The sequence below is a fragment of the Pseudovibrio sp. SCP20 genome, from assembly GCF_057774105.1.
Genome location: NZ_JBYMDH010000001.1, coordinates 708,086 through 734,983 on the forward strand (window position 1 = coordinate 708,086; position 26,898 = coordinate 734,983).

The window sequence follows — 26,898 nt, forward strand, 5'->3', positions numbered from 1 at the left end:
TACGGGGATTGCCCCTATTCTTTTTAGAACGGCGGGAAACAAGTCCCGCCGTCAGAGTGTTTTGCAGCTTGACGCCATCACTCTCCGTAGGCGTCAAAGTCGAAATATTTGTCGTTGATCTCTTTGTACTTTCCATTCTCACGTAAAGCAATAACCGCTTTGGAGAATAGGTCAGCCAAGTCTTGGTCGCTCTTACGAACGCCTACACCAACGCCTACACCATGTATCTCTGGAATAGGTGACATGGTACCGAGCAGTTTACAGCAGTTGCCGTCCTCTGACTTCAGCCAGTCAGAAAGAACAACTACGTCATCAACTACAGCATCAAGTCTACCACTTTCCAAATCGAGTTTATATTCATCAGCAGTAGGGTACAGAGACACTTCTGATTTAGTCAAAATGTCTTCAGCAAACACTGCGTGCGTCGCGCCAACCTGCGCGCCGACAAGAGCACCGTCCATACCCTCAACAGAGGCCTCGGTGATCTTGCTGTCTTTAGGTACTGCCACACCTGGAGGGGTCTGATAGTACTTTTCAGAGAACTGAATGCGCTGCTTCCGTTCTGGTGTGATGGACATGGATGCCATGATGGTATCGTACTTACCGGCAACCAGACCAGGGATCAGACCGTCCCAGTCAACCGGCATCCATTCACATTCAACTTTCAGTTCGGCGCAAAGCGCGTTGCCCAGTTCAATTTCAAAACCAACCAGCTTGCCGTCAGCGGTGGTGTAAGCAAACGGAGGGTAGGAAGCTTCAGTGCCAATTCGGACTTTCGTCCATTCCTTTGCCTGAACCTGAGTGGAAGCAAGAAGTGCGAGTGTTGCAACAGTGGCAAAGCGCATGAAGCCCATTTGTATTCCCCTTTGTAAATTCTTGGCAGGGGTCATCACGATGGCTCCCTGCACAGCCGGGGCGCATGTTTAAATGGAAGAAATTATATTTCAACCTATTTGAGTAGGTGTGTCGGCAGAAAATAGCCAATTTAATCCATCTTGAGAGGAGTAAGTTTCCATTTTGACCAGTTTTACGCATTCATATTCTGCAAAACGGTGATGCATCACAGAAACTTTCCCCAGCTTCGAATCTTTCCTGCTTCTTTTCAGCCCTTATTCTCCAAAAGCGTCCTGAGAGAAGTACTTGTCGTTGATCTTCTTGTAAGTGCCGTTTTCACGAATGGCGAGAATGGCTTGAGAGAAGCGATCTGCCAGCTCTTCCTGTCCCTTACGAACACCAACACCAATGCCCTGACCATGAAGCTCAGGCTGGATTGGCAGAGAACCGATGATCTTGCAGCAGGAACCAGCTTCAGAATCCACCCAGCTCTGCAGAACGCCCAGGTCATCAATCACCGCATCCAGACGACCGTTCTCAATGTCCAGCTTGTATTCTTCAGAGGTTGGATACAGCGCCACATCAGCATCAGCGTAAACTTCTTCCGCCACAACAGAGTGTGTCGTACCACCCTGTGCGCCAATCAGCAGACCTTCCAGAGCTTCTGGCGTGATCTCAGTAACCGGTGAATCCTTGGGAACCGCGATAGTTGAAGGGGTGTTGTAGTAGCTGCGGGAGAAGGAGATGCGCTCAAGGCGCTCTTCTGTGATGGACATGCTTGCGATGATCGCATCGTATTTGCCAGCAACCAGACCCGGGATCATTCCATCCCATTCCTGCGTGCCCCACTCACATTCAACCTTCATCTCTGCACACAATGCATTGCCGATCTCAACGTCAAAACCAGTCAGAACACCATCTGAGCCGGTGAAGTTGAATGGAGGATAAGCACCTTCAGTGGCAACACGCAGTTTGGTGATCTCATCCGCCTGAAGTGCTGAAGCAGCAGTGAAGCTCATAAGTGTGGCAAGCGCCATGCGGGCAAAAGACATCCGTGCATCCTTGTTCTTTTTGGCAGAGTGGTCGTTTTGGTTGTGCTCTGCATTTGTTGCCAAGGACACTATAAAAAATATGCCGGACTTCAACTGAAATAACGGAGATATCGGAAGAAAAATGCACCAAGTGCCGTTATTGTGAAGTGATATCCGTTATAATGACGGGTTGTGTGGAGGAAATATTTCTCTCACCAGGCTGAGTTAGTGAGAAAACTATACCTGATCGTCCCTCAAAGCTCTGAGGAGGGATTATGCGGAATCAAGCCGCATTTTCCAAAATGAAGGTCATCAGCTACCATTTTGCCAAACTGGCAATGTGGGCTGATCAAATTGGCAAAACAAAACCCCCGGGCGAACAAACACCCGGGGGTTCTGAAACCGACAGCTGATCGACAAGCTGTTCTTATTCGCCGTAAACGTCGAACTTGAAGTACTTGTCGTTGATTTCTTTGTATTTGCCGTTAGCGCGCAGAGCTGCGATGCCTTTGGTGAACAGAGCTGCAAGGTCTTCGTCGCCCTTACGAACGCCGATGCCTGCGCCTTTACCGTGGATCTCTTCAACAGACTGCATGGTGCCGAGGATCTTACAGCAAGAACCCTTGTCAGAGCTGATCCACTGTTCCAGAGCCATCACGTCGTCAACAACAGCGTCAACACGGCCGTTTTCCAGATCCAGCTTGTACTCTTCAGAAGTAGGGTAAAGAGCAACCTCAGAACCGTTCAGGATCTCTTCAGCGAACTGAGAGTGCGTGGTGCTGCCCTGAGCGCCAAGACGAACGCCTTTCAGGCCTTCAGGAGTTGCTTCGGTCAGCTCGGAGTCCTTGCGAACAGCAATGCCTGGAGGAGTGTTGTAGTACTTCTCAGAGAAGGAGATCTTTTCCATACGCTCTGGAGTGATGGACATGGAAGCAAGGATGGTGTCGTACTTGCCTGCAACCAGACCAGGGATGATGCCGTCCCAGTCCTGAGTAACCCATGTACACTCAAGCTTCAGCTCTTCACACAGAGCGTTACCAATTTCAATATCGAAGCCGGTCAGTGTTCCGTCAGCGGTTGTGTAGTTGAATGGAGGGTAAGCACCCTCAGTGCCCATGCGAACCTTTGTCCATTCTTTTGCTTCCGCGCCAGAAACTGCTGCCAACGCAATTGCTGCTACTGCTGCCAAACGCATAATACGCATATTATGTCCCCGAATTAATTATCTTGGCAGGGCTTCTTTAGGTAGGCCCCTGCATAACCGGGCCTTATGTTTCACTAAAAGCATCCGTAGATCAACCTATATGGTGGGCATATTAGGCTAATTAATAGCAAACTGACGATACTTCGCGGTAATATCTTGCAATTTTTCGCAGCTTTGAGGGTAAATTTGTTAAAATTGCAACTGCTGATCTAAGCGTGGAAAAAAGGCTCGCACGCGATTCTGAAAATGCGAGCCAGCAGAGTTACCTAAGGCCAATTTCATCAAAACTGACAAATGGCAGCAGATCACCTTTCTGAACAGAAGACACATCTTCCTTCAGTTCAATGAACCCATCCGCAAACGTCAAAGAGGACAAAAGGGCGGAGCCATCACTGTGATACTTGGTCAGTTTGATGCCTTCATCACTGACCACCCGGCGTCCACGCAGGAATTCACGGCGACCGGTCTTGCGATTGAAAATTTCAAAATCTGAAGCAATATATTGGCGTGGAGCTTCACCAAAACCGGACCCAGCAAGAGCTTCAAGCAATGGTCGTGCAAGGAATGCAAATGCAACAGTCGCGGCCACCGGATTACCCGGCAGACCGATAAAGACGCAGTCAGGTAACTCACCGACCATGAAAGGGCGGCCCGGCTTGACAGCAAGATGCCAGAAGGTGGTTTTGCCGAGTTTGGAAAGGGTGGCTGAAACAAAGTCTTTATCACCACCGCCAGCACCGCCAGAAGTCAGGATGACATCACATTGCTTGGAGGCAGCTTCCAAAGCGCTCTCCACAACCTCACGCTGATCTGCCAAAATGCCAAGATCAACCAGTTCAACCGGCAAATTGGCAAGCATCCCACGCAGGAGGAAGTGGTTTGCGTCAAAGATCTGTCCGTCTTGACGCTCAGTGCCCGGCCGGATCAGTTCATTGCCTGTCGAGAACACCCCAACCTTAAGACGCCTATATGTTTTGAGCTGGCCAAGGCCAATGGAGGCAGCAGCAGCAATCTCTTGAGGGCGGAGCAGGGCGCCTGCTTTAACAATAGGCGCACCCTTGATCTGATCCTCGCCCTTGCGGCGGATGTTGCAGCCAGCTGGATAGCTGCGGGAAAGCTCAACGCGGCGCTTGCCATCAGTCTCGCTCTCAGAGGAATCTTCCTGCGGCGCTACAAGATCAGCACCTTCGGGAACTGGCGCACCGGTAAAGATCCGCGCAGCTTCTCCCGGCTTCAGCGGTGTTTCTGGCATGGAACCAGCAAAGATCTCCATCACCACCGGAAAGGATGTCTGCCCTGACCCACCTTGTGCAATAGCGTAGCCATCCATTGCCGAGTTATCGAGCGGGGGCAGATCACACGTGGCTATGATATCCTCTGCGAGTACCCGCCCATAAGCCTCATAAAGTGACGTTTCCTCTGCAACGACTTTACAGTGACCTAATCCACGCAAGTGATTGAGGGCTTCGTCAAAGCTCAGAAAGGGCGTTTTCGTACTCATGCTTATTCCAGAAGATTTGCTAGTGGTGTTCTCTTTATTTACCAGAGGAACGCCTTAGGATTTGGCAAAAATCAAAGTTCTCACAGTGATCTGGTCGATTTCACGACTATTGCACGCGTAATTTGGCAAGATGCTCCAATGCGATCGGCACATCCTCCGGCGTATTGATGTTGAAGAATGGATCCACGCCGTTGTGGACCTCGAACTTTACGATGACAGGAGGATGGTCTTTAAAGAACCCTTTGATGCTGCGCCCGCCATTTAAAAGATACTCTTTCAATGGATCCGCAAGCGCAACAGGCCACAGACCAAACGCAAAGTGGTCTCGGTCGCCGCTGGAGCAAATCATCGGACAATCAGCGTTAGCTTCGCGATAGGATACCAGCACTTCTACCATATCCAAGGGAAAGAACGGTGTATCTACAGCAACGGTCAGCACGTCTCGTGCGTCAGGAGAGTGCTTCTCCGCCCAGCTCAACGCAGCATGCACGCCCGCCAACGGACCTAAATGCCCAGTCAGCTCATCTGCAAGTAATGGCAGTCCGAGGCTCTCATGCAGCGCGCCAGGCTCATTCACGCTCAAAACAACCTGCTCAACCTGTTTCTGCAAACGCGTCGTGACGTGTTTGAGGAGAGGAATGCCATCTAAGTCCAATAGTGCCTTATCTGCTCCGCCCATACGCCGGGATTTCCCACCGCAGAGCACGCAGCCCACTGTCAGGTTTTGATTGCTCAAAATATCAGACATTCTTGAGTTCCCACTTCCAACAAGCATGCAAATTACCAGACTTACTTGTGAAGCAGGCGAGCGCCGGGTGCAAAGCTTCATTCCGTCGCAAGCCACAAAAAAAAACGCTCCTAAAGGCAGTGGGAGGAGAGGTGCCTTTAAGAGCGTCGTGGAGCGGTGGTCATGCCACCGTGGGGAGCATAGGTATGAGCTACATCAGCGCAATTCTGCTGGTCAGCTGGCTTTCACTCATGTTCATAGAAAGCAGAAGCAACAGTTCCATCACCTCTTCACTGCATGTGCGATCAGGATGGGCAAGGAGATTGCCGAAAAACTTAAGATAATGGCTGTCCGCTTCCTCGCGCAGATCGCAAAAGTGCATCCAGCAATTATGAAAGAGCCTGAAATCCTGCTCTTCATTGGAAAGAACGGTCAGGTCGGAATGTCGCCTGTCTTCAAGCACACACTCAAATGTCCGCTTTACGGATGGCCAAGGCCCCTCCAGCAATTGGAACACATGATTGTCCGTCAGGATCAATGCGCCTGTGACGCCTGCCATGGAGTTGATGCGCCGGATACGTGTCAGCGACCGTTCAACTTCCTCATCAAGGCTATGGCGAAGCGCAGGCCAATGAATGCGACTTCTATAACATAACTGCGTAACACTCATTGTCAGATCCTCCAGTTCATGAAAGCCTGACAGCAAATTCTTCTAAAAATGTAAAATACAGTGTTTAAAACGCTGAAATGTCTCGCTTTTTGCGAAAAAGGAAAAGGCGGAGCACATGGCCCCGCCTTTCTCAAATCATGTAAGTCATTCAGACTTAGAGCGTAATGCGGTACATCGCAAAGCCGTCTTTGCCTTCACCTGCTGCCTCAATCTGCACGCCTTCTACGTTTTTCATATGTTTTTCAGCTGCAGGGCCGGTTTCGAACAGAACAGTTGTGTCTGCAACAGGCTTGAACTTCCAGTTCGCATCAGCAGATGGGTTGATTGTACCCTGTTCCACAATGTAGCGAACGATTACGTCACGGTTTGTATCCGGACCAACAAAGATGATCACATCATCATTGATGCCTGGGAAGTTGCCACCACCGCCAGCGCGGTAGTTGTTGGTTGCCACAACAAACTTCTGATCCATATCGATTGGCTTGCCTTCAAACTGAAGGTTCACGATACGGTTTGCATCAGGATGGGCCACATTGCCTTTGCCATCGTACTTGGAAGGCTGGGTCAGATCGATCTCGTAGGTGACGCCATCAATCACATCGAAGTTGTAAGAACGGAACTCAGCGTCCAGAAGAACCTGATCTTTCTTGCCTGCTTCGATCTGGTTGAACATACCAGCAGAACGCTCAAGCCATTCCTTCACGTCTTTACCGGTGATCAGCACTGCACGAGTGGTGTTCGGATAAAGGTAAAGGTCAGCAACATTCTTGATTGCGATATCGCCCGCAGCAACGTCAGTATAGTAGTCAGCACCACCGCGGCCACCAGCTTTAAACGGAGCAGCAGCAGAAAGAACAGGCAGACCAGCCCATTCCGTGTCTTTGAGCATTTCCTTGGTGTACCAAGTCTGTGCTTTAGACACGATCTGTACAGATGGATCATCAGCCACCAGAGCAAAGTAGGAATGCAGTGGAGCAGAGGTCTTACCAACAGCGCGGCGAACGTAAGACAGGGTCTTGTTGTGATCGTCCTCAACCGCTGCCAGCACTTCTTCATCACTTACAACAAGAGGAATACGCTTACGGCCTTCTTTCTTGTAGATGGATGGTACATCAGTAGTGAAGTTGGCAATGCGCCAGCCGTTGTTACCGTCGCGCTCAAGCATCAGGTCAATCACACCAAGGTGAGAACCCCAGAAACCGCCCATCGCAGCAGGTTTGCCCTGCAGCGTGCCTTTTTCTGCATCAACGCCAGGAATGCCTTCATAGTTAGGGCCTGGGAAGACATCGTGCTGGTGACCAGTGAACAGAGCATCGATACCTTCAACACCCGCGATGTGCAGTGCGGTGTTTGCAGCACCTTCTTCGTGCGCGCCACCAGCAATGCCACCGTGAACCAGTGCGATGATCAGGTCACAGCCCTGTTCCTTCATTTCCGGAACCCATGCGCGAGCTGCATCAACCATGTCACGGCTGTTTGCTTTGCCAACCAGATGACGGGAATCCCAGTTCATGATCATTGGAGGAACGAAACCGATGAAGCCCACTTTAATGGTGTGCTCAGTGCCTGCACCGTCTTTGATCTTCTTCTCAACGATTGTGTATGGCTTCAGGAACAGATCATCCTTACGGCCGTTGGAGCCTAGGGACGTGCCTTTGGAGACGTTAGAAGAAACAACCGGGAAGTTCGCGCCGGAAAGAACCTTCATCATGAAGTCCAGACCGTAGTTGAACTCGTGGTTACCCAGAGTGCCGGCATCATAACCCAGAACGTTCATGCCTTTGATGACTGGGTGCACATCACCTTCACGCATGCCGCGCTCATAGGCAATGTAATCGCCCATTGGGTTGCCCTGCAAGAAGTCACCGTTGTCTACCAGCATAGTGTTGGTTGCTTCAGAGCGCAGCTTTTTGATGATGGTAGCTGTGCGAGCAAGACCAGCTGTGTCCATTGGACGGTCTGCATAGTAATCATATGGAGCGACGTGGACGTGGAGGTCGGTTGTTTCCATCAAACGCAGGTGCGCAGTGTTCTCTTTTGCAAGAACAGAATACGGATGCACCATTGCAATGGCACCGGTAGCGGCCATGCCTCCCAGCACGCTACGACGATTCATCAAAATAGGATTAGACACGATTGCCTCCTAGCCCGTGGAAAATGCAGAACAGAATTGTCAGCATGAATTTCGCCCGATCCTCCCACTCCCGTGCGCAGCAGCAAGAGGGTTCTTAGCTTCCTAAATATCACGCATTACCCTCAGTTTGTTGAGTGATTGTATCAGGAGCATGAAACGAGCTCTCCAAAAGGTAAGGTAGATCCCCTAGCGTGCACTCTAATCCTCAGAAGACGCTGGGTTTTATCTTCAATGAAAGATTTTGCGGAATGCGCAAATATCTGTGAATTTGTGTTGGTGACCTCAACTTTGCGTGAACTCCGTTCAACTGATAGTGGCGTGGTTTAACAAAACAGATTGCGAATGCGCAAAGGACAAGGTGTATCTTTCATGAATTCTGTATTGCTCAATTCTTCTTGAGAAGTATACCAAGATACTAAAGAACCAATGGCAAAAGCTTGCAGTTTCAGCTGACAGGCATATTTACCAGCAAGATCATATTTATCCCTCTCTGCTTGGCAGAGGCTTTAAAGGGTGTGCACGATGGACAACGACAAACCAAAAGGATTGTGGGGGCGCCTGACAGGCGGGTTCACATCAGGCAAAAACCATAAGGATACCGAAAAGGCTATGGCTGGATTGACGCAAGAGCGCGTTCTTGAGGTGCTCAAACAGGTGAAATCTCCTGATGGCAAGAGCAATATTGTTGATCAGGATCTGGTCGCAGATCTGTTTGTCGCTGATGGCCGTGTCGTCTTTTCAATCAAGGTGCCTGCAGAACGAGCTACGGAACTTGAAGGTCTGCGCCAAGCTGCGGAAAAGGTTGTCGGCGTTCTTCCCGGTGCAGAAACTGTGTTGGTTGCATTGACGGCTGAAAAGCAGCCGGGTTCACCATCAACACCTCCTCCAGCTGCACGTAAAGCTCCGCCAAAAGGTCCTCCGTTGCCAGCGAAACAGGATGTTCCGGGCGTAAAGCACATCATCGCAGTAGCTTCCGGTAAAGGCGGCGTCGGCAAATCCACGACCTCCGCAAACCTTGCATTGGCCTTATCCGCGATGGGTTTGAAAGTCGGTCTGTTAGATGCTGACATCTACGGTCCGTCCATTCCCAAACTCATGGGCGCATCAGGACAGCCTGAAGTCACTGAAAACAGAATTATGAAGCCACTTGAAGCGCATGGTATCAAGTTGATGTCCATCGGCTTTCTGGTGGAAGAGGACACCGCCATGATCTGGCGTGGTCCTATGGTTGTCTCCGCTCTCAATCAGATGCTCCGTGAAGTGGACTGGGGCGAGTTGGATGCACTCATCGTTGACCTGCCACCGGGAACCGGAGACGTGCAGCTTACCATGGCTCAGAAGGTGCCACTGACAGGTGCGCTTGTTGTTTCCACACCACAGGATCTGGCGCTTTTGGATGCTCGCCGTGGTATCGCAATGTTCGAAAAAGTGGCAATTCCGGTGCTCGGCGTTGTCGAGAACATGAGCCACTTCATCTGCCCGGATTGTGGCGGAACACATGAGATCTTTGGACATGGCGGAGCAAAAGCAGAAGCCGAGAAGATGAAGGTTCCATTCCTTGGTGAAGTGCCATTGACCATGGAGATCCGCCAGCAGTCCGATACTGGCGTACCAATTACGGTGAGCAATCCAGATAGCCCGATTGCAAAAGCCTACGGTGTGATTGCAGCAGGCCTCTGGCAAGGTGTCATGCAGCCTTCCGGAGATGCAGCAAGATCAGCTCCCAAAATCGTTGTAGGCTGATAAGCTGACGATTGATTGATAAAGTCTAAGTGTAGAACGGCAGGGTCTTTAATGTGACCTCTGCCGTTTTTGCTTGTCGTGAGGCTAAGATGTTCTCTGCTCAGACGGGCAACCGATTTCAGTTCTCAATACAGTTGGCTTTTGCTTCATTTGCGCTGGGCGGGGTGCGGGGCATATTTGATTGGCTAAGCGGGACATAGTTCTTCAAGTTCAGCCTTGATCCAGTCAATAAAGACCTTGCATTTGTGCTTTTGAAAGGAGTTCTCCAAGCCAACCAACATGTAATGAGCGGTTGCAGGGATTCTCAAGTCAAACGGGTTTGTCAGCAAGCCAAGGCGCGCATCATAAGCACAAAGAACCTTTCGTCCCAGGATTACTCCAGCCCCTTCGATCGCTGCATCTTGAGCATGATCAATCTGCGAAAAGTGCATGCCTTTATCCGCCCAGGTCGTTCGAGAAACACCAGCCGATCTTAGCCAATCTTTCCAGCCCGGTGCATTCAAAAAAGTCGCCATGCTATCTTCGTGAAGCAGCGTAAAGTTCTTCAAGTCTTCCGGTTGCCGCATCTGCTCCGCCAATCGCGGTGCGCACATTGGTGTCAGATAGTCTTCCATAAGAAAGTCGACATGCAATCCCGGATAGGGGCCACGTCCAAAGCGTAGCCCAAGATCAACATCATCCTTATAGAAATCCACCAGTTTCAGATTGGCAGAGATGCGGAGCTCAATCTCTGGATAGACTTCCATGAAGCGGTAAATACGCGGTGCTATTACCTTTGAGGCTGTGCCGGGCCCCGTTGAGATGACCAGCACATTATCCTCGTTCATCCCTTTAACCCGGGCCACAGCTTCGCTGAAATTATCTAATCCAGCTTCCACTCCGGGCAACAATCGATGTCCTGCTGACGTAAGCTCGATAGCTCTGTTGAGTCGCACAAACAACTGCACCTGTAACTGCTCCTCAAGCATTTTGATCTGATAGCTTAATGCCGACGGTGTAAGCCCGAGCTCAAGAGCAGCCTTCGCAAAACTCAAATGTCTGGCAACACACTCGAATGCTCTGAAAGAGTTGAGTGGAGGAAGCGAATAACGCATATCACCTCAAATAATTTGATCTGATTGCTTGAAATTACTCGTTTGCCGAGATCTCCACCACAAGACTATTGTCCCATCGAGATGATGACTGGAGAATAATATGACGAACTTTGTTGAGACTGTGAGCTACCCAGAGCAAAAGCGACGATACACTACACCAATGCACATTCTTATGATGAAAGGCCGCTTCGAAAGATCCCGCGCATTTCACACATTATGGCAGAGCATTTTAAGATGCTTTAGTTCGGTATTGAAGTGGAGTAGGAGACACACACAATAGTAAGATTTGCACTGTGAATTTTAACGAAAAAGCAATAGAGTTAATGGAGAGTAAATTTATATTGTTTAATTTTAATTATGTAAAAATATATTAAAAACAATAAGTTATTTCGAATTTATGTATGTCGAACTTGAGCTAATAGCGCAGCGCCACTGTTGTAATTGCGTACTTCTAACATTCCTAAATTACTCCGAGAATTTGATTCATAAATTGGCAATAAATGAGGGCCTAGGGTGCCTCTAGTCCCAATGAGGAGTGGGACTTCTAGGGTTCAATACGGAGTTTAAAAATATGTTTGCTAAGTTTCTGAAAGACGATTCAGGCGCAACTGCAATCGAATATGGTATTCTTGCAGCTCTGATGGCTGTCATCGTAATTGCAGCAGTACCACTGCTCGGTGATAAAATCGTAACGCTATTTAATGGTATCAGCACAACCTTCTCTTACACACCATAAGAGAGTTAGGCTGAGTATTATTCAGCCCCGCATCTTGCGGGGCTGAACTCATTAAGTGCAATAAAACTACCCCCCTGTCATACTCATATGACGAGAAACAGATCCGGACTTATTATCCCTATCAATAATAAAGTCATGGCCCTTCGGCTTTCGCGCAATCGCTGATTCAATTGCTTCCGAAAGCACTTCATTTCCTTCAGATGCGCGCAATGCAGCACGAAGATCTTTCTGATCTTCCTGACCCAGGCACATGAACAATTGGCCAGTACATGTCACGCGCACACGGTTGCAGCTTTCGCAGAAGTTGTGAGTCATCGGTGTGATGAAGCCGAGACGACCACCAGTTTCCTCAATCCGCATGTAACGGGCAGGGCCACCGGTCTTGTACGGAATGTCCGTTAGTGTGTACTTGGCTGAGAGAGCTTTGCGCACATCGCTCAAAGGCAGATACTGTTCGTTTCGATCGCCATCAATCTCACCCAAAGGCATAGTTTCAATGAAGGTGAGGTCATGACCACGTTCGTGCGCCCACTCCAGCATTGGAATAAGCTCATCTTCGTTGAAGTTCTTCAGAGCAACGGCGTTAAGCTTGATTTTGAGCCCTGCCTTCTGAGCAGCCTCAATCCCGTTAAACACTTTCTGGATATCACCCCAACGCGTAACGTCCTTGAACTTCTCAGCGTTCAATGTGTCGAGAGAAACGTTGATGCGGCGAACGCCTGCCTCAAACAGCTCTTCGGCATATCGCTCAAGTTGTGTGCCGTTCGTTGTAATAGTGAGTTCATCAAGAGCTCCGCTATCCAGATGGCGCTTGAGGCCACGGATAAAGCTCATAATGTTTTTTCGAACGAGTGGTTCACCACCTGTCAGACGGATTTTCCGAACGCCTTTTTCAATGAAAACAGTGCAAAGGCGATCCAACTCTTCCAGCGAAAGTACGTCTTTCTTTGGCAGAAAGGTCATGTGCTCTGACATGCAATACACGCAGCGCAGGTCGCAGCGATCAGTCACAGAGACGCGAAGATACGTCACGGCGCGGCCGAACGGGTCAATCAATGCTGGGTGCGCACCCTGCTGTTTGTCCTCGGCATACTGCCCCATGGAAACCTCCACTTCCGTCTCTCTGAAACCGTCGAATTTAACAATTCTAATGTAGTACGCAATGAGTTAGCGTCAATCCATCAGTAAGGAGTTCCAGTGGATTTACCTAGGAAAATATCTTAGAACCACAGGCATAATTCCTAGATCATCAATACTGAGTTCCGTGAACTTGGGCAAGGACAAAAAAATATGTCAGATACACGTTGGCCTACGCAAATCCACTTAAAAAACAATGGGAAAAATCTTGAAATTACTTTTGATGATGGCCTCGAAGTCTCGTTTACCTCGGAGTTTCTGCGAGTGATGTCACCCTCTGCCGAGGTTCAGGGCCATACGCCAGATCAAAGAAAAGTGATCGCGGGAAAGAAGGATGTCTCGATAATCGGTGTTGATCCAGTCGGAAATTACGCAGTTAAACTGACATTTGATGATCTGCACGATACCGGCATTTTCACCTGGGCGTACTTCCAGGAGATGGAAGAGCAACGCGATTTTTTGTGGAATCGTTATCTGAAAGAACTGGAAGAACGTGGGCTCTCAAGAGAGCTGAGCTAAAAGGGCTGGCGAGCAACCAGCCCCAAGCATTCTAGCGTAGAACGACAACCTTCGTGCCAACGTTGACGTTGTCATAGAGGTGAATGACGTCTTCGTTTGCCATTCTGATGCAGCCTGAAGAAACAGCAGAACCGATGGTCCATGGCTCATTGGAGCCGTGAATACGATAGATTGTGCTGCCGATGTACATGGCGCGTGCACCAAGTGGATTGTTCGGGCCGCCTTTCATGAAGGAAGGCAGGATGCGGCCTTTGCGGCGCTCACGTTCGATCATGACCTTCGGTGGTGTCCAGCTTGGCCATTCAGCCTTACGGGTGATGCGGTGTGTACCTGCCCACTGGAAGCCTTCGCGTCCGACGCCAACACCATAAACCATGGCGGTACCGTTACCACGGATATGATAAAGACGACGATCTTTCGTGCTGATCACAATAGTGTTCGGGCCGTAGGAGCCATTGTAGCGGACTTGCTTGCGTTTGATAGGAGACTTGCCGTGTTGAGCGGAGCCATAAGTCACCCACTTCTTGGATGCATGATCAAAGAACTTTCCAGAAGCCGCAGCGTCTGCCTGTGTTCCGGTAAATAGTGCTGCAAAGCAAAGTGCAACACTCGCGATAAGTATGCGCATTGAATACCCCCTGGGATATTGTTGTTTGTTTTATCTCGTTTGCATGAGGGAATTTATGCAGCGAGTAGGGAGACGCTCGCAGCTTAGAATGTCAAATCTATTAATTGTTGAAGTAATACAGACTACAACTGCCGCTATATGCTACTTATAGCAAAGGATTTTACTAGGGATCCATTCGAAGCTGATTTACATTCGTCTCGAGCTTAATTTGCATCTAGCTAAAACACTAACTAATCGACAAAAGTAAGAGTGAATAATGCTAATTTGATGTTTGATTGATTGAAATTGTCACGAACTCTGGGCACAAAAAAGGGCACTTCGAAAAGCGCCCTAATTCAGTAAAACAGAAACCGAGTAGTTAGCTCAGGTTCAGCTCTTTAAAGAAGTCATTGCCTTTGTCGTCAACCACGATGAAGGCAGGAAAGTCTTCCACTTCGATCTTCCAGACGGCTTCCATACCAAGCTCTTCGTATTCAACCACTTCAACGCTCTTGATGCAGTCCTGAGCCAATCGTGCAGCTGGGCCGCCGATGGAACCCAGATAAAAACCACCATGAGCCTGACAGGCACGACGCACGCCCGCAGAGCGGTTACCTTTTGCCAGCATGACCATAGAACCACCAGCAGCTTGGAACTGATCGACATATGCGTCCATGCGGCCCGCTGTTGTTGGGCCGAAGGAGCCGGATGGCATGCCTTCAGGTGTTTTTGCAGGGCCTGCGTAATAGACAGGATGGTTCTTGATGTAATCAGGAAGCGGTTCACCGGCCTCAAGGCGATCACGCAGCTTCGAGTGTGCAAGGTCGCGGGCCACGATCAATGGGCCAGTCAGAGACAAACGGGTCTTGGTTGGGTGTTTTGTAAGCTCGCCAAGAATTTCGCTCATCGGGCGTGTCAGGTCGATCTTCACGACATCATCAGAAAGATCGTTGTCAGTGACTTCTGGCATGTAAACTTCTGGGTTCCGCTCCAGATCTTCAAGGAAAATACCTTCCTTGGTGATCTTGCCAGTCGCCTGACGGTCAGCAGAACAGGAAACACCAATGCCGATTGGCAGAGATGCACCGTGACGTGGCAGGCGGATAACGCGCACATCGTGACAGAAGTACTTGCCGCCAAACTGAGCACCAACACCGCTGGACTGAGTCAGTTTGTGAATTTCAGCTTCCATCTCCAAATCACGGAAAGCGTGGCCGCCTTCTGAACCTTCAGTTGGCAACTCGTCCAGATAACGCGCAGAAGCTAGCTTCACGGATTTCAGGTTCAGCTCAGCGGAGGTGCCGCCAATAACAATTGCCAGATGATAAGGAGGGCAAGCCGCAGTTCCCAGAGTGAGGATCTTCTCTTTCAGGAACTCAATCATACGATCACGGGTCAGCAGGCTTGGCGTGCCCTGAAAGAGGAAAGTCTTGTTTGCAGACCCGCCGCCTTTTGCCATGAACAGGAACTTGTAGGCATCATCACCTTCAGCATACAGCTCAATCTGAGCTGGCATGTTGTTCTTGGTGTTCTTCTCTTCGAACATGGAGAGCGGTGCCAGCTGGGAGTAGCGCAGATTCTTCTTGAAATAAGCGTCACGAGCACCTTCGCCAAGCGCCGCTTCATCGTTGCCATTGGTCCAGACCTTGCGGCCTTTCTTACCCATCACGATTGCTGTGCCGGTGTCCTGGCACATAGGCAAAACGCCCGCTGCTGCAATATTCGCGTTTTTCATGAGATCAAAAGCAACAAACTTGTCGTTTGCTGTTGCTTCAGGATCATCCAGAATTTTCCGCAGCTGCTCAAGATGAGAAGGGCGCAGGAAGTGGTTGATGTCTTTAAATGCTTCTTCAGCAAGCAGGCGCAAGCCCTCTTGCTCCACCTTCAGGACTTTTTCTCCGTCAAACTCAACTTCGCTAACAAACTCGGAAGTCAGCTTGCGATACGGGGTCTTGTCCTTACCCAATGGAAAAAGAGAGGTGTGAACGTACTCGGGAGCAAGTGTTTCAGACATCTTGGCACTCTCTGGCTATTTTGGTGTACAGCTGTACACTGTTGAATTTGCTGAGCGCCGTTTTATAGAGAAAAAGCCGAGGGGCAAAGCCCCTCAGCCTTCAAAATTCGTCAAATTTACTAGATTACGCCGAATTGACGAGAGACGTGGTGGAAAATGCAAGCCTCTCTCACGGGCAGGTCATCAACGTGTCGCGTAAAGATTCAACTTCACAGTAACTTTGTTGCTGACAGTGCTGTCTGGCACGCCATCGCCAATCTTGAAGTCACCGCGTGAAAGTGTGGCTTCACCAACAGCATGAGCAGTGTCACCTTCAATAGTCAAAGTGAACGGAAGGAACACAGCAATCTTGGCGCCTTTGAGCTCCAAAGTGCCAGCCGCTTCGTAAAGATCACCGCCCGCTGGAACCACATTGTCAACGCGGAAGATGGCATCTGGGTAGCTGGAAATGTCTAACCACTGTGCAGTGGTGATTGCACCTGCTGCCTGAGCATCTTCTGTCTTCACGCTTCCGGTGATGATGGTTGCCTGAATCTGAGCATTCTCAAGATCAGCTTTGTCGAAGATGATCTTTGCATTCCAGGTTGCAAATGTACCGGTAACGGTGTTCCCGTTATTGATGACTTCAAAGCCAAGCGTACTTTTGTTGCGATCTACGTACCATTCTTCAGCAGAGGCTGTAGAAGCGGCTGCTACCAGAATGAGTGCCAAAATTGCGCTGGCTTTAAAGAACAAGTCGGTCAATCGTTTCATAGTTTTCTCCGGATCCTCAAATTAAGCCTTTGAGGACAACATACGCTGTAAGACTTTATCCTTGGATATGAAGTAGTGCTTAAGGGCAGCTCCAACATGAGCGAGGATCACTGCGATAAACGCATACGCAGCCCAGCCATGCACTGCGGTGAAGAACGCAGACACATCCGCTTTTTGCCCCAAAAACTCAGGTGTTGGTAGGTGCGGAATCTCAAAGAGGTTAAAGAACACTGACGGAAGACCTAGCGGGCTGGATGAAACCAGAAGCCATCCTGTCAGTGGCATAATCAGCATCAGAGCATAAAGGCTGATGTGTCCCAGATGCGCTGCCAGCTTCTCCCAGCCAGGCATCTCAGCAGGCAGATCAGGTGTGATGCTTGTAATCTTCCAGAGAATGCGCAGCGCAACAAGTGCCAGAACGACAAAGCCAATGGATTTGTGAAGCTGATAAAGAGAGTAGGTTGCTGGCTCAAAAATTGGCAGGGTCACCATGTAGAGACCAAACCCAAGCATACCAATAATGAGCGTGGCTATGGTCCAGTGCAACGTGATCGCAACAATGCCATAGGCTGATCGTGTATTTCTGATCATGGAGAGATCCTTTGATCAAGGGAAGGGACGTTACAGCCCCTTCGCCAAGGTCATATGGCCTGCTAGGGCATTTGCTTCCGCACGCAGGCCAGAACCATTACTTAACGGTCGCTTCGAAGCTGATTTTGATGTTCACTTCGTCAGAAACGTAAGGAACAGCCATTGCCATGCCGAAGTCGGAGCGCTTGATGGTTGTTGTTGCGTCAAGGCCAACAGCCTTCTTCTTAGCCATTGGGTGCTCAGCGATCTGGTTCACAATCACTTCAAGGACGGTTGGCTTGGTAACGCCGCGGATAGTCAGGTCTCCGGTTACTTCCAGGTTCTTTTCACCAACCTGCTCAACCTTGGTGGACTTGAATGTTGCGGATGGGAATTTTGCAACGTCGAAGAAATCAGCGCTCTTCAGGTGCTCATCGCGTTTTGCCCAGAAGGTGTCGAGGGAGTTAACATCAATCTCAACATCAACTTTGGAGTTCGCAGGGTTTTCTTCATCGATGATCAGGGTAGGGGTCCAGGTGCCAAAGCGACCATCAGTGGTGGAGTAACCCAGGTGGTTGTAGTCGAACGCCAGATTTGCGTGGGACATATCAACGTCGTATGCAACTGGTTCAGCAACTGCTGCTGTTGCGAGGAAAGAAGCTGCAACTGCGAGCATTCCGAAGCGAACTGATTTCATTGTAATCTCCAATTTCTGTTGAACTGTGAACGTCAAGCTTGGGCATACAATTGGCACATGTTTCGGGAATTGCAATTAAACGCATTGTTCAGCCTGAGTGCACAATCACGGAAAAGTCAGCAATAACGCCGATTTTTGCAAACATTGTTACGGAAATGAGTTGTCACTGTGGCAACATAATGGAGATTGTAAAACCAGCTGATACAACTGAAAAAATATAAGGGTTTTACATCACATTTTCGTGTGTGATCTATCAGTTGCTGGCTGTGTGGTAATAGTGAGAAAGGAGGCACGCCAAGGCGCCTCCCAAAATAGCCCCTAAGGCTTGTAAGTGAAGAGAATACCGTTCTTGTCACGCAGAACTTCAAATTTCTCTTTCTTCAGCGCATCACGCAGATTTGGCAGAACACTCTTATCATCTGCGATAAGCATGTAACCACCAACACGAAGGTATCCAAGCATGCGCTGCAGAAGTTTGACGCGTGCATTGTTCGGCAGCTCGTGGAAAAAGCGGTCAGCCACAATCGCATCAAGGTCTTGAGGCGGAGTGTAACCAAGCGCATCAGCATGCACGATCTCAATCGGCAGATTTTCAACTTCAGCACGTTCCTGCAGCTGATTTAGGCCAACTTTGGAGCTATCGACTGCAATGACGTTGTAACCGCGTTTGGCGAGAAAAATCGCATCACGTCCTTGTCCGGCACCCAGATCAAGAATAGTTCCGCTATCGAAATCCAGGTTGGAAAACAATGTCGTAAATTGCTTGGAGGTATGGCCGAAGTAACTTTCGTCCTTGGCGTAAATCTTATCGTATTTCTGCATAACTCAGCCTGCATGGATCTTTAAAGGAAGCATATACAGGATCGCAGAAAATGAACAAGCCCAACCAGTGAGTTGCCAGCTGGGCTTATCGTTTTAAGTAAAGCTTTGCTTCATAAAAATTGTCGGACTACCCATATATGTCCCATCCGCATACTTCTCAAAGCCAACTCGCTCAGCAAGTGTGACACTGGCAATGTTTTCTGGCGCAATAATACAATGCGCTTCAGGAAATAAACGGGAATCCTTCAACCACGATAGACCAAGCTCGACCGCTTCACGCGCATAACCTTTGCCGTGGAACTTGGGAGAAATCACCCAACCAGCTTCAGCTAAGCCATCAAGGCTTGGTGTTATATCGCGTTTGAAGTCAGAAAAACCTACATCGCCAATCAGCTCGCCTGTATCTTTCTCAATGACAGCCCAATACCCAAAACCGGAAAGGCTCCAGTGCCCTGCGTACTTGAGAATACGCCCCCATGTGTCTGTAGGGCTGGAAGGCTTACCGGAAATGTAACGCACCACATCAGGGTCAGCCCACAAAGCACAGCAGGCGTCAAAATCAGAGGCCTGGTGTGCACGCATAATGATGCGCTCGCCTTTAAGTGTTGGCGCAGCCGTACAACGTTCTTGTTCTATAATCACGAAAGCAGTCCCCAAAAAGAAAAAGCCGGAGTGATGAACACTCCGGCTCCCCACAAAATTAACAATGAGCTTTAAAGGCCAAGCCCACCAATGCAAGAGTATTTGATGTTGATGTAATCATCGATTCCGTATTTGGAACCCTCATTGCCCATGCCGCTATCTTTGTACCCGCCAAACGGTGCATATTCCGTGGTGATCACGCCTTCGTTCACACCCACAAGACCGTACTCAAGGGCTTCCATCACGCGGAAAGTCTGGCCCAGATCCTGCGTGTAGAAGTAACAGGCAAGGCCGTACTCAGTGTCATTGGCCATCGCGATGACATCTTCTTCGCTCTCGAACTTGAAGACTGGTGCAAACGGACCGAATGTCTCTTCTTTTGCAACCTTCATGTCAGGTGTCGCGTTGAGCAGCAAAGTCGGTTCAAAGAAAGTCCCGCCCTGTGCATCCAGCTTGCCGCCGGTGACAACGGTTCCACCTTTCTCAATTGCATCTGCAATGAGTTCTTCAACTTTGGCAACTGCACCACCATCAATCAGCGGACCCTGGTTCACATCCGGTTTCAAGCCATCACCTACACGCAGTTGATCTTCAATCGCTGCCTTCAGCTTGGCAGAGAACTCTTCATAGATGCCCGCTTGAGCATAGATGCGGTTAGCACATACGCAGGTTTGGCCAGAGTTTCTGAACTTTGAGGCGATTGCACCTTCAACAGCCTTATCCAGGTCAGCTGAATCAAACACGATAAACGGTGCATTGCCGCCAAGTTCCATGGAAACTTTCTTCATGTTAGCCAATGCTTTGGAAGCCAGTTGTTTGCCAACCGGAGTGGAACCAGTGAAGGTGATTTTGCGAACCTTCTCGTTCTCGCAAAGCTCATCAGCAATCTGAGCTGCAGAGCCTGTGATGATGTTGATGACACCAGCAGGGATGCCAGCCTTCTCAGCCAGCTCGCCAAGGATTAGAGCTGAGTAAGGGGTCTGGCTTGCGGGCTTAGCAACAACCGTACAGCCGGAACCAAGAGCTGCGGCCAGCTTGCGGCCCAGCATGGAGCTTGGGAAGTTCCATGGAGTAATGGCGCCAACAACACCCACAGGCTCTTTGGTCACCATAATGCGGCGGTCCTTCCACGGGGAAGGGATCACATCACCATAAACGCGTTTGCCTTCTTCTGCGAAGAAACGAATGTAATTGGCCGTGATGGCAACTTCACCTGTCGCTTCTGCAAGAGGCTTACCCATCTCAATAGTCAGCAGTTCGGCAAGTTCTTTCTGGTTGTCAGTAATCACATCAGCCCAACGTAGCATAAGATTGCAACGCTCAACCGCAGTCATCTTAGACCAGACCGCAAATGCTGCCTGTGCTGCATCAATGGCGTCAGCCGTTTCAGTGCGACCAAATCGTGGCACGCGACCAATGATTTCACCGGTTGCTGGATTGTTCACTGAGATGGAGTTGCTTTCATCTCCGCTAACCCATTTGCCTCCTATGAGACAGGCTTCACGAAGGAGCGGAATTTCTTTGGTGAGTGAGAGTGTTGAACTCATGAGTATCTCCTGAATGAAGTCATATCCCAGCAGAAATGGGGAAGAGACAGAGAAGCAAGACTGGCTATTGGCGTAACCCGACTACACATATAAGTGGTAGATCTAGGAAAAACACCTAGTTCCCCTAGGATTTGCAAAGATTGATCCATTCTGCAATGCAAATCCATGGTCCAAACCACTGTCTCTTTCTCAATGGATTGCGGATAGATCCAAAACTCACGCAGTTATAAGCCGTTACAACGCAGTCTTTCGGACAGAGCCCGCCGGAAAAATCTGGAATGATATCATTCCCAAAATCCCGTTATCCAGTATGTTTCTGCTGTTTTGTCATCCTCGTTTCTTGCATGCCTCAATGCATCGAGGTTTGCACACCAATCGAGAGCAGGCTTCAATTGTGCTCCGGCGCAAAATATGTCACGAGCGATTTGTTAAGAACGCAAATAGTTTAAAGGCGCCTCATGTCAGACACGGTCAATCTCACATTACAAGAAGCACGCAAACTCACCATTGATGCTCTGTCTGCTAATAAAACAGATCCAGCAGTTGCTGAGATTGTTGGGCAAGCGCTGGTGAATGCTGAGGTTGATGGACAGGGAGGTCATGGTCTTTCCAGAATACCGTCCTACACAGCACAAACCCGCACCGGAAAAGTAGATGGCTATGCTAAACCGGAAGCCGAACTGATCACGCCTGTCGTGCAACGGATCGATGCCAAGTTTGGTTTTGCCTATCCAGCCATCGAAGTCGCTTTGCCTTTCCTGAAAGAAGCCTCAGCAAAAAACGGTTTGTCATTGAGTGCAATCCGCCATTCTCATCACTTTGGACAGGCAGGCGCTCATTGTGAGCGGCTGGCTCGGGATGGAATGGTTGCGTTCATCTTTGGCAATGGACCAAAGGCAATCGCTGCCTATGGCGGCAAGAACCCCATGTTTGGCACCAACCCAATCGCATTTGCTGCACCAAATGCAGACGGTGAGCCGCTTGTCATCGATCTGGCGCTGTCTCGCGTCGCCCGCGGAAAGATCATGGCTGCACAACGTACGGGCAACACTATTCCGGAAGGTTGGGCACTGAATGAAGAAGGTCAGCCAACCACGGATCCAGACGCAGCACTTGCCGGAACCATGATCCCGATTGGAGAGGCCAAAGGGGCCGCGCTGGCAATGATGATTGAAATCCTCGCAGCAGGTCTGTGCGGAACTGCGTTTGGGTTTGAGGCCTCTAGCCTGTTCTCAGGAGAAGGCGATGCGCCAAACCTTGGGCAAGTCATCCTCGCAATCAATGCAGATCTTGTCTCAGGCGGCTCATTCGCAGAACGCATGCAAACACTGGTAGCAGCTATTGAGGCAGAGCAGGGGGCTCGGTTGCCGGGTACCTCCCGCCTTGCTGCCCGTGAGAAGGCGCGTCTGAACGGCATCAATTTGCCAAAGCCAATTTATGAGGAAGCTGTCCGGCTCGCTGGGCGCACAGCCTAGTCGTACTCCCGCTCATAATAGAAGCCAGCTTTTGCATCCCCGTCTGAGCTGGCTTCCCCGCGCAGTTTAAGGAACTTGGTCACATCAATATCGACCGTCGCCGCATTATCACCCGTGGTTGGCTCCTGAGTGACACCCAGATAAATGCGCTCGTTGATGTACCCACCTACGGCCAGTTCTGGATTACCTTCCGCATCAAAGTTGATGTCGATATCACTGACGCCCAGTAGATTGCGTAGCGTGCCCAGAGGCCCTTCCGCTCCACTACCATCTGTAAGCGTAGCAATGGCGCTTGCAAGCCGAGCCAATTCAACCGGTGACAAATCATTGACAGATTCACCAAAGAGCAGCTGAGAGACGATCTCATCTTTCGGCAGGCTTGGAACAGACGTGAAGTCAATCACAGGAACGTTCGCAGGGCCACTAACCAAAACAGTCACCTCAGTTGAGCCAGAGGTTGTTGTAGCGGCAAAATCTAGAAACGGCACCAGAGACCCACTGAAGGTTACATTTCCGCGGCTGAGGGTGAGTCTCTTGGAGAGGATGTCGATCCGTCCGCGAACCAGCGAGAAGGCTCCCACGGTCTGAATATTGCTCACCGTACCGCCAATGTTGAGGGAGCCACCTGCTTCAGCATTCACACCGCGCCCGCGAATAAAGATCTTACCCGGAGCTTCAACATCCACATTCAATGTGGCTTTCTCTATTGGGCTGCTTTCATTGCCTTTCTTCGGGTTCTCACGACCTTCATCCTGAGCAAGCGCTTTTGATTGAGCTAGAACAGGCTTCGGTGCATTCAAATGTCGAACGATGACCGGATTGATGCTTGAACTAAAGGAACTTGGGATCTCAATATCAGCTTGCTCAATAACCACTTTGCCGCCAATTGCAGGTGGTGATCCCGCATCCCCAAGAGAACCTCGAAGCGACAGGTCTGCGTTAATCAAGGCGCTGACAAACGTTCCATCAACATACCGACCACCATCAATGACCAGATCGATCTGCGCAGGAAGTGCTTCACCCAAACCCAGCTTTCCATCCAGTTTGAGCGTTCCGCCATTGATGAACTTGGCGCCCAGAGCGTTGATGATAACTTCCTGCCGAGTGATCTGAATGGCACCGCTATAGTCATTCAGCGTCATGCCAGTTGAAAGCTGCGTTGTCTCCAGCTGATTTGGCCGTATCTCCATGGCAATCTGCGGATCTCGTAGACTTCCGGTAACCGAGCCGTTCAACTGGAAACCGCCGCTCCCTCCAAAGCCCAGTTCGATCAGTTTTGCTCCAACAACGTCTAGCGGGATGTTGCCGTTCGCAGTCAGTGAAACATTCTGAGCGCCAGCAATGCCGACTTTTCCGTTCGCTTGAAGGTTCAGCCCGGCGCCATTTGTAACCGCAGTTTTTTGATTGATCTCGTTCCCTGCAAAAGAGCCTGTGCTCGTGATTTGCAGCGGCAAAATTCTGTTATCTTTGAGAGGTTTTGCAGAGAAGTCGTTCAGTGCAAGGTTCCAACTGACTTCTGGCGTATCCACTTTGCCAAAGGCCCGAGCTTCTCCGTCGAGCGTTCCGCCCAGCTCCAGAGAGGGAACAAATGCATTAGCCAGCGAAAGCGGCAGTTGGTTCATCCTGGCGGTAATGTTCAGCTCAGTGCTGTCTGTGCCCGAAACTTGCAGGGATCCACTTCCGAGTTCCAGTTCAAAGGAAGTGACAGTACGACGATCTTCCAACAATGAGATGGTGGTAGGCTGCTTGAGATTGGCTTGAATGCCTTTGTAGAGCCCTTGCAGCGTGTCGATTTTAACCTGAAGTCCGTTAGGTATGGCCTGTAACACTCCGCTACTTTTCAGATTGTCATTGTTTTCCGCAAAAGCCGCATCAATTGTGAAACCGGTAGCAATGGCTGAGCTGGTTGAACCTTCAACCGGTGTTGCTTCAACAGTGAGAGCATTCAGAGCCACACCTTCAACCTCAACGCCCTCCAGCTTGATACTGGCATTGGCAGAAGGGCGTGTGAAAGCTTTGTGGATCCATCCCTTGGCCATGAAAGAGCCAACGGAGCTTTCCGCAAAACGAAGGCCTTCGCTGCTAAGATCAAACTCAACCTGAGTGTGGCCATCTTTTTGCTGGATATCGATCTCTCCTTGTGCCCGGCCTTCCATCTCAGTCAAGGCCAGCGGAGAAAGTGTGCTAAGATCATTGGCTGCAATTGAGAAGTGCCCCATCAATCCCAAGGGAAGCTGGGCAAGATCATCCGCATGAGCATTACCGGAAATCTTGTTGCCACCCAGATCGAACTCAAGTGTTGGAACTGAGAGTTTGCTATCTTCACTCACCAGCTTGAACTGACCGGCCAGTTCTTCTCCCTTGAAGCGCCCGCTCAGATTGATGTCCGCATTGGGGGCTGTCTCCGAAAGCTTAGCATCTGCAGAAAGTCGCAATTGCTCGAGGGGCACACCATCCATTTCGATCCGCTCAGACTGAACCTCTAACGTCACATTTGGTGCATTGGCACTGCCTGATATCGTGCCGTTTGCGGAGAGCATACCTCGGACGCGTGGCTCCAGAAGTTCAAGTTCGCGAATTAGAGCAGAGAAGGCACCCTCTGCTTGCTTGTCTTGTAAGCTGCCATGGGCTTCAATCTGGCCAAAGGCATTCTCAAAGCGAAGTGTCTCCAACTGTCCATAAGAGGCCAGCAAATCATTGCTGTTGAGTGTGGCTGAAAGCTTAGCAGTAAACCGGCTTGGAGAAACAAGAATACGGTCCAAACTCTCATTCTGCAGGCTCACCCGGCTGCTGGAGCCTTCCAGATTAATGTTTCCTGACTGTTTCACGAAATCTGCCAGAACTGAGAGTTGAGCTTCCGCTGAACCAGCAAACTCTTGCTGCACAAAGCTCGAAACAAACCCAAGATCTGAGATTGAGATAGTTCCCTGTGCCTGCCCGTTGTTTGGAGTAACTTCGACCAAGCTAAACCGTGCAGTCGCTCCAGCCGTCTCCGCATGAAGCTCGCTCAGCTCCAGTTTTTGCTGGTTGGGAAGAGCGGTTCCCTTCATGGAAACCGTTAGGCTCTCAAGCGCTTTATCTTGTAAAGCTGTAAAGTGAGTGCCATTGACCTGAAGATCGGCTTGTAAAGGAATGGAAATCAGCTGCTCAGATATCTTCGCTCCATCACCTTTTGCTCTAAGAGTAATCTGGCCTACATCAACATCTTGCGTTGCCAACTGATTTACGTTTGCGAACAAATCCCAGTTCAGGTTCTCCAGAGGCCCGGAAGCGGAAGCATTGAGAGCGAAGGATCCTAGCCCAACAACTTGACCATCAGTGACCAATTGCAGGGGACGGTTGCTGCCTTCTATAGTCTGAGCCTGCATTTTTGCGATTAATGCACTACCATCAGCCGAGTAGTCATTCTCCATCTGCAATACAATGGTACCAGTCGAAAGCTTAGCTTGAGCCGACAAAGGCAGATAACTCTCGTTCAGCGTAGCTGTTGCAAACCATGATGTTTGTCCGGCAAAGAGGCTGGAGGCCGTTGCCGGGAGAAACTGAGCCAGTTCACCTGATAGGTTTGTGGTCAGCGTTTTTTGCGTCCCGCTTTGCGTAAGCGAAACATCGCCTTCGATCGCACGGGCATTGTTCAAATCGACCTGAAGGGAGGAGGTCCAATCTGACAACGGTCCGCCACCTTCCATACGAAGCGCAAAACTAGGTGCTCCTTGAAGGTCGAGGAGATGTGCGGCCAAGCCGTTTGCTGCCTCTGAAACAGTCGCCTTGAAGTTGAAGATACTGTCAGCTGGAGCAAAATCTACATCTAAGTTTGCCGATCCTTGTATCTCGCCAAAGCGGGTGATGCTAATCTGGCCTGTAACTTTTTCCGGAGTGCTGGAGTAGGCTGCTGAACCAGCGATCATAAATTGCGCAGGCATCCCGGCAATCTCTGCTGGAAGTGTAACCTCTGAGATCTTAAGTTGCTTAAGCTCAATAGAGCTGAAGGGAAGGGAGAGACCCGTCTCTGCTGAGGTGGTCGGCTCTTCAGTAGTTGTTTCTGTCGCTTCAGGAAGACGCGCGAGCATCACCTGCTGCGCTGCAATCTCTTGTACATCGAGTGATCCGACCAAAAGAGCAAGAGGGGACCAGCGTATGGCAGCCTGCTGCACCGCCAGCCACTCGCCCTTCGTGTCTTCAAGTGTCACGCGTTCAGCATAGATGTTACCCGCCGCTGTAAGCTGGGGTTGGTCGATTGTAATGTCAGGCAAAAACGAACTGAGTGTAGAGCCAAGGAACTGGCGTCCGGCACTAAAACTAGTCGTCACTACAAGTCCGGCATAAATCACCAGCACCAGCACAAGAAGAAGGGCCAGCAGTTTGCCAAACAGGGCAGTGATGCGTCGAACCAGTTGCATTCGTTCTTTGATCTTTCTTTATTGTACGCGCCAGACACAGG

General features: G+C 50.0%; 23 protein-coding genes. 5 read left to right on the plus strand and 18 right to left on the minus strand.

Translation table 11 applies throughout. From position 1 onward, the window contains the following. Positions 1 to 77: 77 nt before the first annotated feature. Together AC3CB2_RS03275 and AC3CB2_RS03280 are read right to left on the minus strand one after the other, a co-directional pair. Positions 78 to 854, minus strand: coding sequence for a transporter substrate-binding domain-containing protein (locus AC3CB2_RS03275; protein WP_008551842.1), 777 nt, complete (start codon positions 852 to 854; stop codon positions 78 to 80). 255 nt (positions 855 to 1,109) lie between these two features. Then, positions 1,110 to 1,886: a transporter substrate-binding domain-containing protein gene (locus tag AC3CB2_RS03280; RefSeq protein ID WP_352930879.1), complete on the minus strand. Its 777-nt coding sequence runs from the start codon at positions 1,884 to 1,886 to the stop codon at positions 1,110 to 1,112. Positions 1,887 to 2,140: 254 nt separating this feature from the next. Between AC3CB2_RS03280 and AC3CB2_RS03285 the strand changes: the two genes are divergently transcribed. Continuing rightward, positions 2,141 to 2,278, plus strand: a complete 138-nt coding sequence (locus tag AC3CB2_RS03285) for a hypothetical protein (protein WP_352930877.1) — start codon at positions 2,141 to 2,143, stop codon at positions 2,276 to 2,278. 14 nt (positions 2,279 to 2,292) lie between these two features. Here the strand turns inward: AC3CB2_RS03285 and AC3CB2_RS03290 are convergent, their stop codons facing one another. The 5 genes from AC3CB2_RS03290 to AC3CB2_RS03310 form a co-directional block, all read right to left on the minus strand. Continuing rightward, positions 2,293 to 3,069: a transporter substrate-binding domain-containing protein gene (locus AC3CB2_RS03290; protein ID WP_352930875.1), complete on the minus strand. Its 777-nt coding sequence runs from the start codon at positions 3,067 to 3,069 to the stop codon at positions 2,293 to 2,295. Positions 3,070 to 3,331: 262 nt separating this feature from the next. Then, on the minus strand, positions 3,332 to 4,570 hold the full coding sequence (locus tag AC3CB2_RS03295) for a molybdopterin molybdotransferase MoeA (RefSeq protein WP_352930873.1): 1,239 nt from the start codon (positions 4,568 to 4,570) through the stop codon (positions 3,332 to 3,334). 106 nt (positions 4,571 to 4,676) lie between these two features. Continuing rightward, positions 4,677 to 5,318: a molybdenum cofactor guanylyltransferase MobA gene (mobA, locus tag AC3CB2_RS03300; RefSeq protein ID WP_352930871.1), complete on the minus strand. Its 642-nt coding sequence runs from the start codon at positions 5,316 to 5,318 to the stop codon at positions 4,677 to 4,679. Positions 5,319 to 5,508: 190 nt separating this feature from the next. Then, positions 5,509 to 5,967 carry a BLUF domain-containing protein gene (locus AC3CB2_RS03305; protein ID WP_352930869.1) on the minus strand — a complete coding sequence of 153 codons (459 nt, stop codon included), beginning with the start codon at positions 5,965 to 5,967 and terminating at the stop codon, positions 5,509 to 5,511. A 154-nt stretch (positions 5,968 to 6,121) separates the two neighbouring features. Next, positions 6,122 to 8,083: a bifunctional 2',3'-cyclic-nucleotide 2'-phosphodiesterase/3'-nucleotidase gene (locus AC3CB2_RS03310; protein ID WP_488389873.1), complete on the minus strand. Its 1,962-nt coding sequence runs from the start codon at positions 8,081 to 8,083 to the stop codon at positions 6,122 to 6,124. Between the two features lie 627 nt (positions 8,084 to 8,710). Here AC3CB2_RS03310 and apbC point away from each other — a divergent pair. After that, complete coding sequence (gene apbC, locus AC3CB2_RS03315; RefSeq protein ID WP_352931757.1) at positions 8,711 to 9,844, plus strand: iron-sulfur cluster carrier protein ApbC; 1,134 nt, start codon at positions 8,711 to 8,713, stop codon at positions 9,842 to 9,844. Positions 9,845 to 10,029: 185 nt separating this feature from the next. Here the strand turns inward: apbC and gcvA are convergent, their stop codons facing one another. After that, positions 10,030 to 10,938 carry a transcriptional regulator GcvA gene (gene gcvA / locus AC3CB2_RS03320; RefSeq protein ID WP_352930867.1) on the minus strand — a complete coding sequence of 303 codons (909 nt, stop codon included), beginning with the start codon at positions 10,936 to 10,938 and terminating at the stop codon, positions 10,030 to 10,032. Positions 10,939 to 11,509: 571 nt separating this feature from the next. Between gcvA and AC3CB2_RS03325 the strand changes: the two genes are divergently transcribed. After that, the gene (locus AC3CB2_RS03325) at positions 11,510 to 11,674 is read left to right on the plus strand and encodes a Flp family type IVb pilin (protein WP_352930865.1); all 165 of its coding nucleotides are present in this window, start codon (positions 11,510 to 11,512) and stop codon (positions 11,672 to 11,674) included. A gap of 66 nt (positions 11,675 to 11,740) precedes the next feature. On the opposite strand, the gene moaA is transcribed toward AC3CB2_RS03325, so the two are convergent. After that, the gene (gene moaA / locus AC3CB2_RS03330) at positions 11,741 to 12,775 is read right to left on the minus strand and encodes a GTP 3',8-cyclase MoaA (protein WP_352930863.1); all 1,035 of its coding nucleotides are present in this window, start codon (positions 12,773 to 12,775) and stop codon (positions 11,741 to 11,743) included. A gap of 189 nt (positions 12,776 to 12,964) precedes the next feature. On the opposite strand from moaA, the gene AC3CB2_RS03335 reads away from it, so the two are divergent. Next, positions 12,965 to 13,330 carry a gamma-butyrobetaine hydroxylase family protein gene (locus tag AC3CB2_RS03335; protein ID WP_352930861.1) on the plus strand — a complete coding sequence of 122 codons (366 nt, stop codon included), beginning with the start codon at positions 12,965 to 12,967 and terminating at the stop codon, positions 13,328 to 13,330. A 31-nt stretch (positions 13,331 to 13,361) separates the two neighbouring features. Here the strand turns inward: AC3CB2_RS03335 and AC3CB2_RS03340 are convergent, their stop codons facing one another. The 8 genes from AC3CB2_RS03340 to AC3CB2_RS03375 form a co-directional block, all read right to left on the minus strand. Next, entirely contained in the window at positions 13,362 to 13,958 is a 597-nt protein-coding gene (locus AC3CB2_RS03340) for a L,D-transpeptidase (protein ID WP_014285214.1), read from the minus strand. Positions 13,959 to 14,316: 358 nt separating this feature from the next. After that, positions 14,317 to 15,951, minus strand: a complete 1,635-nt coding sequence (locus tag AC3CB2_RS03345; RefSeq protein ID WP_054784759.1) for a fumarate hydratase — start codon at positions 15,949 to 15,951, stop codon at positions 14,317 to 14,319. Positions 15,952 to 16,134: 183 nt separating this feature from the next. Then, positions 16,135 to 16,704, minus strand: coding sequence for a YceI family protein (locus tag AC3CB2_RS03350; protein ID WP_352930859.1), 570 nt, complete (start codon positions 16,702 to 16,704; stop codon positions 16,135 to 16,137). A gap of 21 nt (positions 16,705 to 16,725) precedes the next feature. Then, a complete protein-coding gene (locus AC3CB2_RS03355; RefSeq protein WP_014285216.1) occupies positions 16,726 to 17,295 on the minus strand; it encodes a cytochrome b in 570 nt (189 codons plus the stop codon). A gap of 97 nt (positions 17,296 to 17,392) precedes the next feature. After that, positions 17,393 to 17,971, minus strand: a complete 579-nt coding sequence (locus AC3CB2_RS03360; RefSeq protein WP_352930857.1) for a YceI family protein — start codon at positions 17,969 to 17,971, stop codon at positions 17,393 to 17,395. A 318-nt stretch (positions 17,972 to 18,289) separates the two neighbouring features. Beyond that, positions 18,290 to 18,793: a class I SAM-dependent methyltransferase gene (locus AC3CB2_RS03365; protein WP_352930855.1), complete on the minus strand. Its 504-nt coding sequence runs from the start codon at positions 18,791 to 18,793 to the stop codon at positions 18,290 to 18,292. Positions 18,794 to 18,886: 93 nt separating this feature from the next. Continuing rightward, complete coding sequence (locus tag AC3CB2_RS03370; RefSeq protein WP_352930853.1) at positions 18,887 to 19,435, minus strand: GNAT family N-acetyltransferase; 549 nt, start codon at positions 19,433 to 19,435, stop codon at positions 18,887 to 18,889. Between the two features lie 71 nt (positions 19,436 to 19,506). Continuing rightward, positions 19,507 to 20,982: an NAD-dependent succinate-semialdehyde dehydrogenase gene (locus AC3CB2_RS03375; RefSeq protein WP_352930851.1), complete on the minus strand. Its 1,476-nt coding sequence runs from the start codon at positions 20,980 to 20,982 to the stop codon at positions 19,507 to 19,509. Between the two features lie 458 nt (positions 20,983 to 21,440). Between AC3CB2_RS03375 and AC3CB2_RS03380 the strand changes: the two genes are divergently transcribed. Further along, the gene (locus tag AC3CB2_RS03380) at positions 21,441 to 22,457 is read left to right on the plus strand and encodes an Ldh family oxidoreductase (RefSeq protein WP_352930849.1); all 1,017 of its coding nucleotides are present in this window, start codon (positions 21,441 to 21,443) and stop codon (positions 22,455 to 22,457) included. On the opposite strand, the gene AC3CB2_RS03385 is transcribed toward AC3CB2_RS03380, so the two are convergent. After that, complete coding sequence (locus AC3CB2_RS03385; RefSeq protein ID WP_352930847.1) at positions 22,454 to 26,857, minus strand: translocation/assembly module TamB domain-containing protein; 4,404 nt, start codon at positions 26,855 to 26,857, stop codon at positions 22,454 to 22,456. The genes AC3CB2_RS03380 and AC3CB2_RS03385 overlap by 4 nt on opposite strands. Between the last annotated feature and the right edge of the window lie 41 nt (positions 26,858 to 26,898).

Bases quoted from the DNA above. Each gene is read 5' to 3' on its own strand.
- AC3CB2_RS03275 (WP_008551842.1), bottom strand. From the start codon at position 854: ATGGGCTTCATGCGCTTTGCCACTGTTGCAACACTCGCACTTCTTGCT.
- AC3CB2_RS03280 (WP_352930879.1), bottom strand. From the start codon at position 1,886: ATGTCTTTTGCCCGCATGGCGCTTGCCACACTTATGAGCTTCACTGCT.
- AC3CB2_RS03285 (WP_352930877.1), top strand. From the start codon at position 2,141: ATGCGGAATCAAGCCGCATTTTCCAAAATGAAGGTCATCAGCTACCAT.
- AC3CB2_RS03290 (WP_352930875.1), bottom strand. From the start codon at position 3,069: ATGCGTATTATGCGTTTGGCAGCAGTAGCAGCAATTGCGTTGGCAGCA.
- AC3CB2_RS03295 (WP_352930873.1), bottom strand. From the start codon at position 4,570: ATGAGTACGAAAACGCCCTTTCTGAGCTTTGACGAAGCCCTCAATCAC.
- mobA (WP_352930871.1), bottom strand. From the start codon at position 5,318: ATGTCTGATATTTTGAGCAATCAAAACCTGACAGTGGGCTGCGTGCTC.
- AC3CB2_RS03305 (WP_352930869.1), bottom strand. From the start codon at position 5,967: ATGAGTGTTACGCAGTTATGTTATAGAAGTCGCATTCATTGGCCTGCG.
- AC3CB2_RS03310 (WP_488389873.1), bottom strand. From the start codon at position 8,083: ATGAATCGTCGTAGCGTGCTGGGAGGCATGGCCGCTACCGGTGCCATT.
- apbC (WP_352931757.1), top strand. From the start codon at position 8,711: ATGGCTGGATTGACGCAAGAGCGCGTTCTTGAGGTGCTCAAACAGGTG.
- gcvA (WP_352930867.1), bottom strand. From the start codon at position 10,938: ATGCGTTATTCGCTTCCTCCACTCAACTCTTTCAGAGCATTCGAGTGT.
- AC3CB2_RS03325 (WP_352930865.1), top strand. From the start codon at position 11,510: ATGTTTGCTAAGTTTCTGAAAGACGATTCAGGCGCAACTGCAATCGAA.
- moaA (WP_352930863.1), bottom strand. From the start codon at position 12,775: ATGGGGCAGTATGCCGAGGACAAACAGCAGGGTGCGCACCCAGCATTG.
- AC3CB2_RS03335 (WP_352930861.1), top strand. From the start codon at position 12,965: ATGTCAGATACACGTTGGCCTACGCAAATCCACTTAAAAAACAATGGG.
- AC3CB2_RS03340 (WP_014285214.1), bottom strand. From the start codon at position 13,958: ATGCGCATACTTATCGCGAGTGTTGCACTTTGCTTTGCAGCACTATTT.
- AC3CB2_RS03345 (WP_054784759.1), bottom strand. From the start codon at position 15,951: ATGTCTGAAACACTTGCTCCCGAGTACGTTCACACCTCTCTTTTTCCA.
- AC3CB2_RS03350 (WP_352930859.1), bottom strand. From the start codon at position 16,704: ATGAAACGATTGACCGACTTGTTCTTTAAAGCCAGCGCAATTTTGGCA.
- AC3CB2_RS03355 (WP_014285216.1), bottom strand. From the start codon at position 17,295: ATGATCAGAAATACACGATCAGCCTATGGCATTGTTGCGATCACGTTG.
- AC3CB2_RS03360 (WP_352930857.1), bottom strand. From the start codon at position 17,971: ATGAAATCAGTTCGCTTCGGAATGCTCGCAGTTGCAGCTTCTTTCCTC.
- AC3CB2_RS03365 (WP_352930855.1), bottom strand. From the start codon at position 18,793: ATGCAGAAATACGATAAGATTTACGCCAAGGACGAAAGTTACTTCGGC.
- AC3CB2_RS03375 (WP_352930851.1), bottom strand. From the start codon at position 20,982: ATGAGTTCAACACTCTCACTCACCAAAGAAATTCCGCTCCTTCGTGAA.
- AC3CB2_RS03380 (WP_352930849.1), top strand. From the start codon at position 21,441: ATGTCAGACACGGTCAATCTCACATTACAAGAAGCACGCAAACTCACC.
- AC3CB2_RS03385 (WP_352930847.1), bottom strand. From the start codon at position 26,857: ATGCAACTGGTTCGACGCATCACTGCCCTGTTTGGCAAACTGCTGGCC.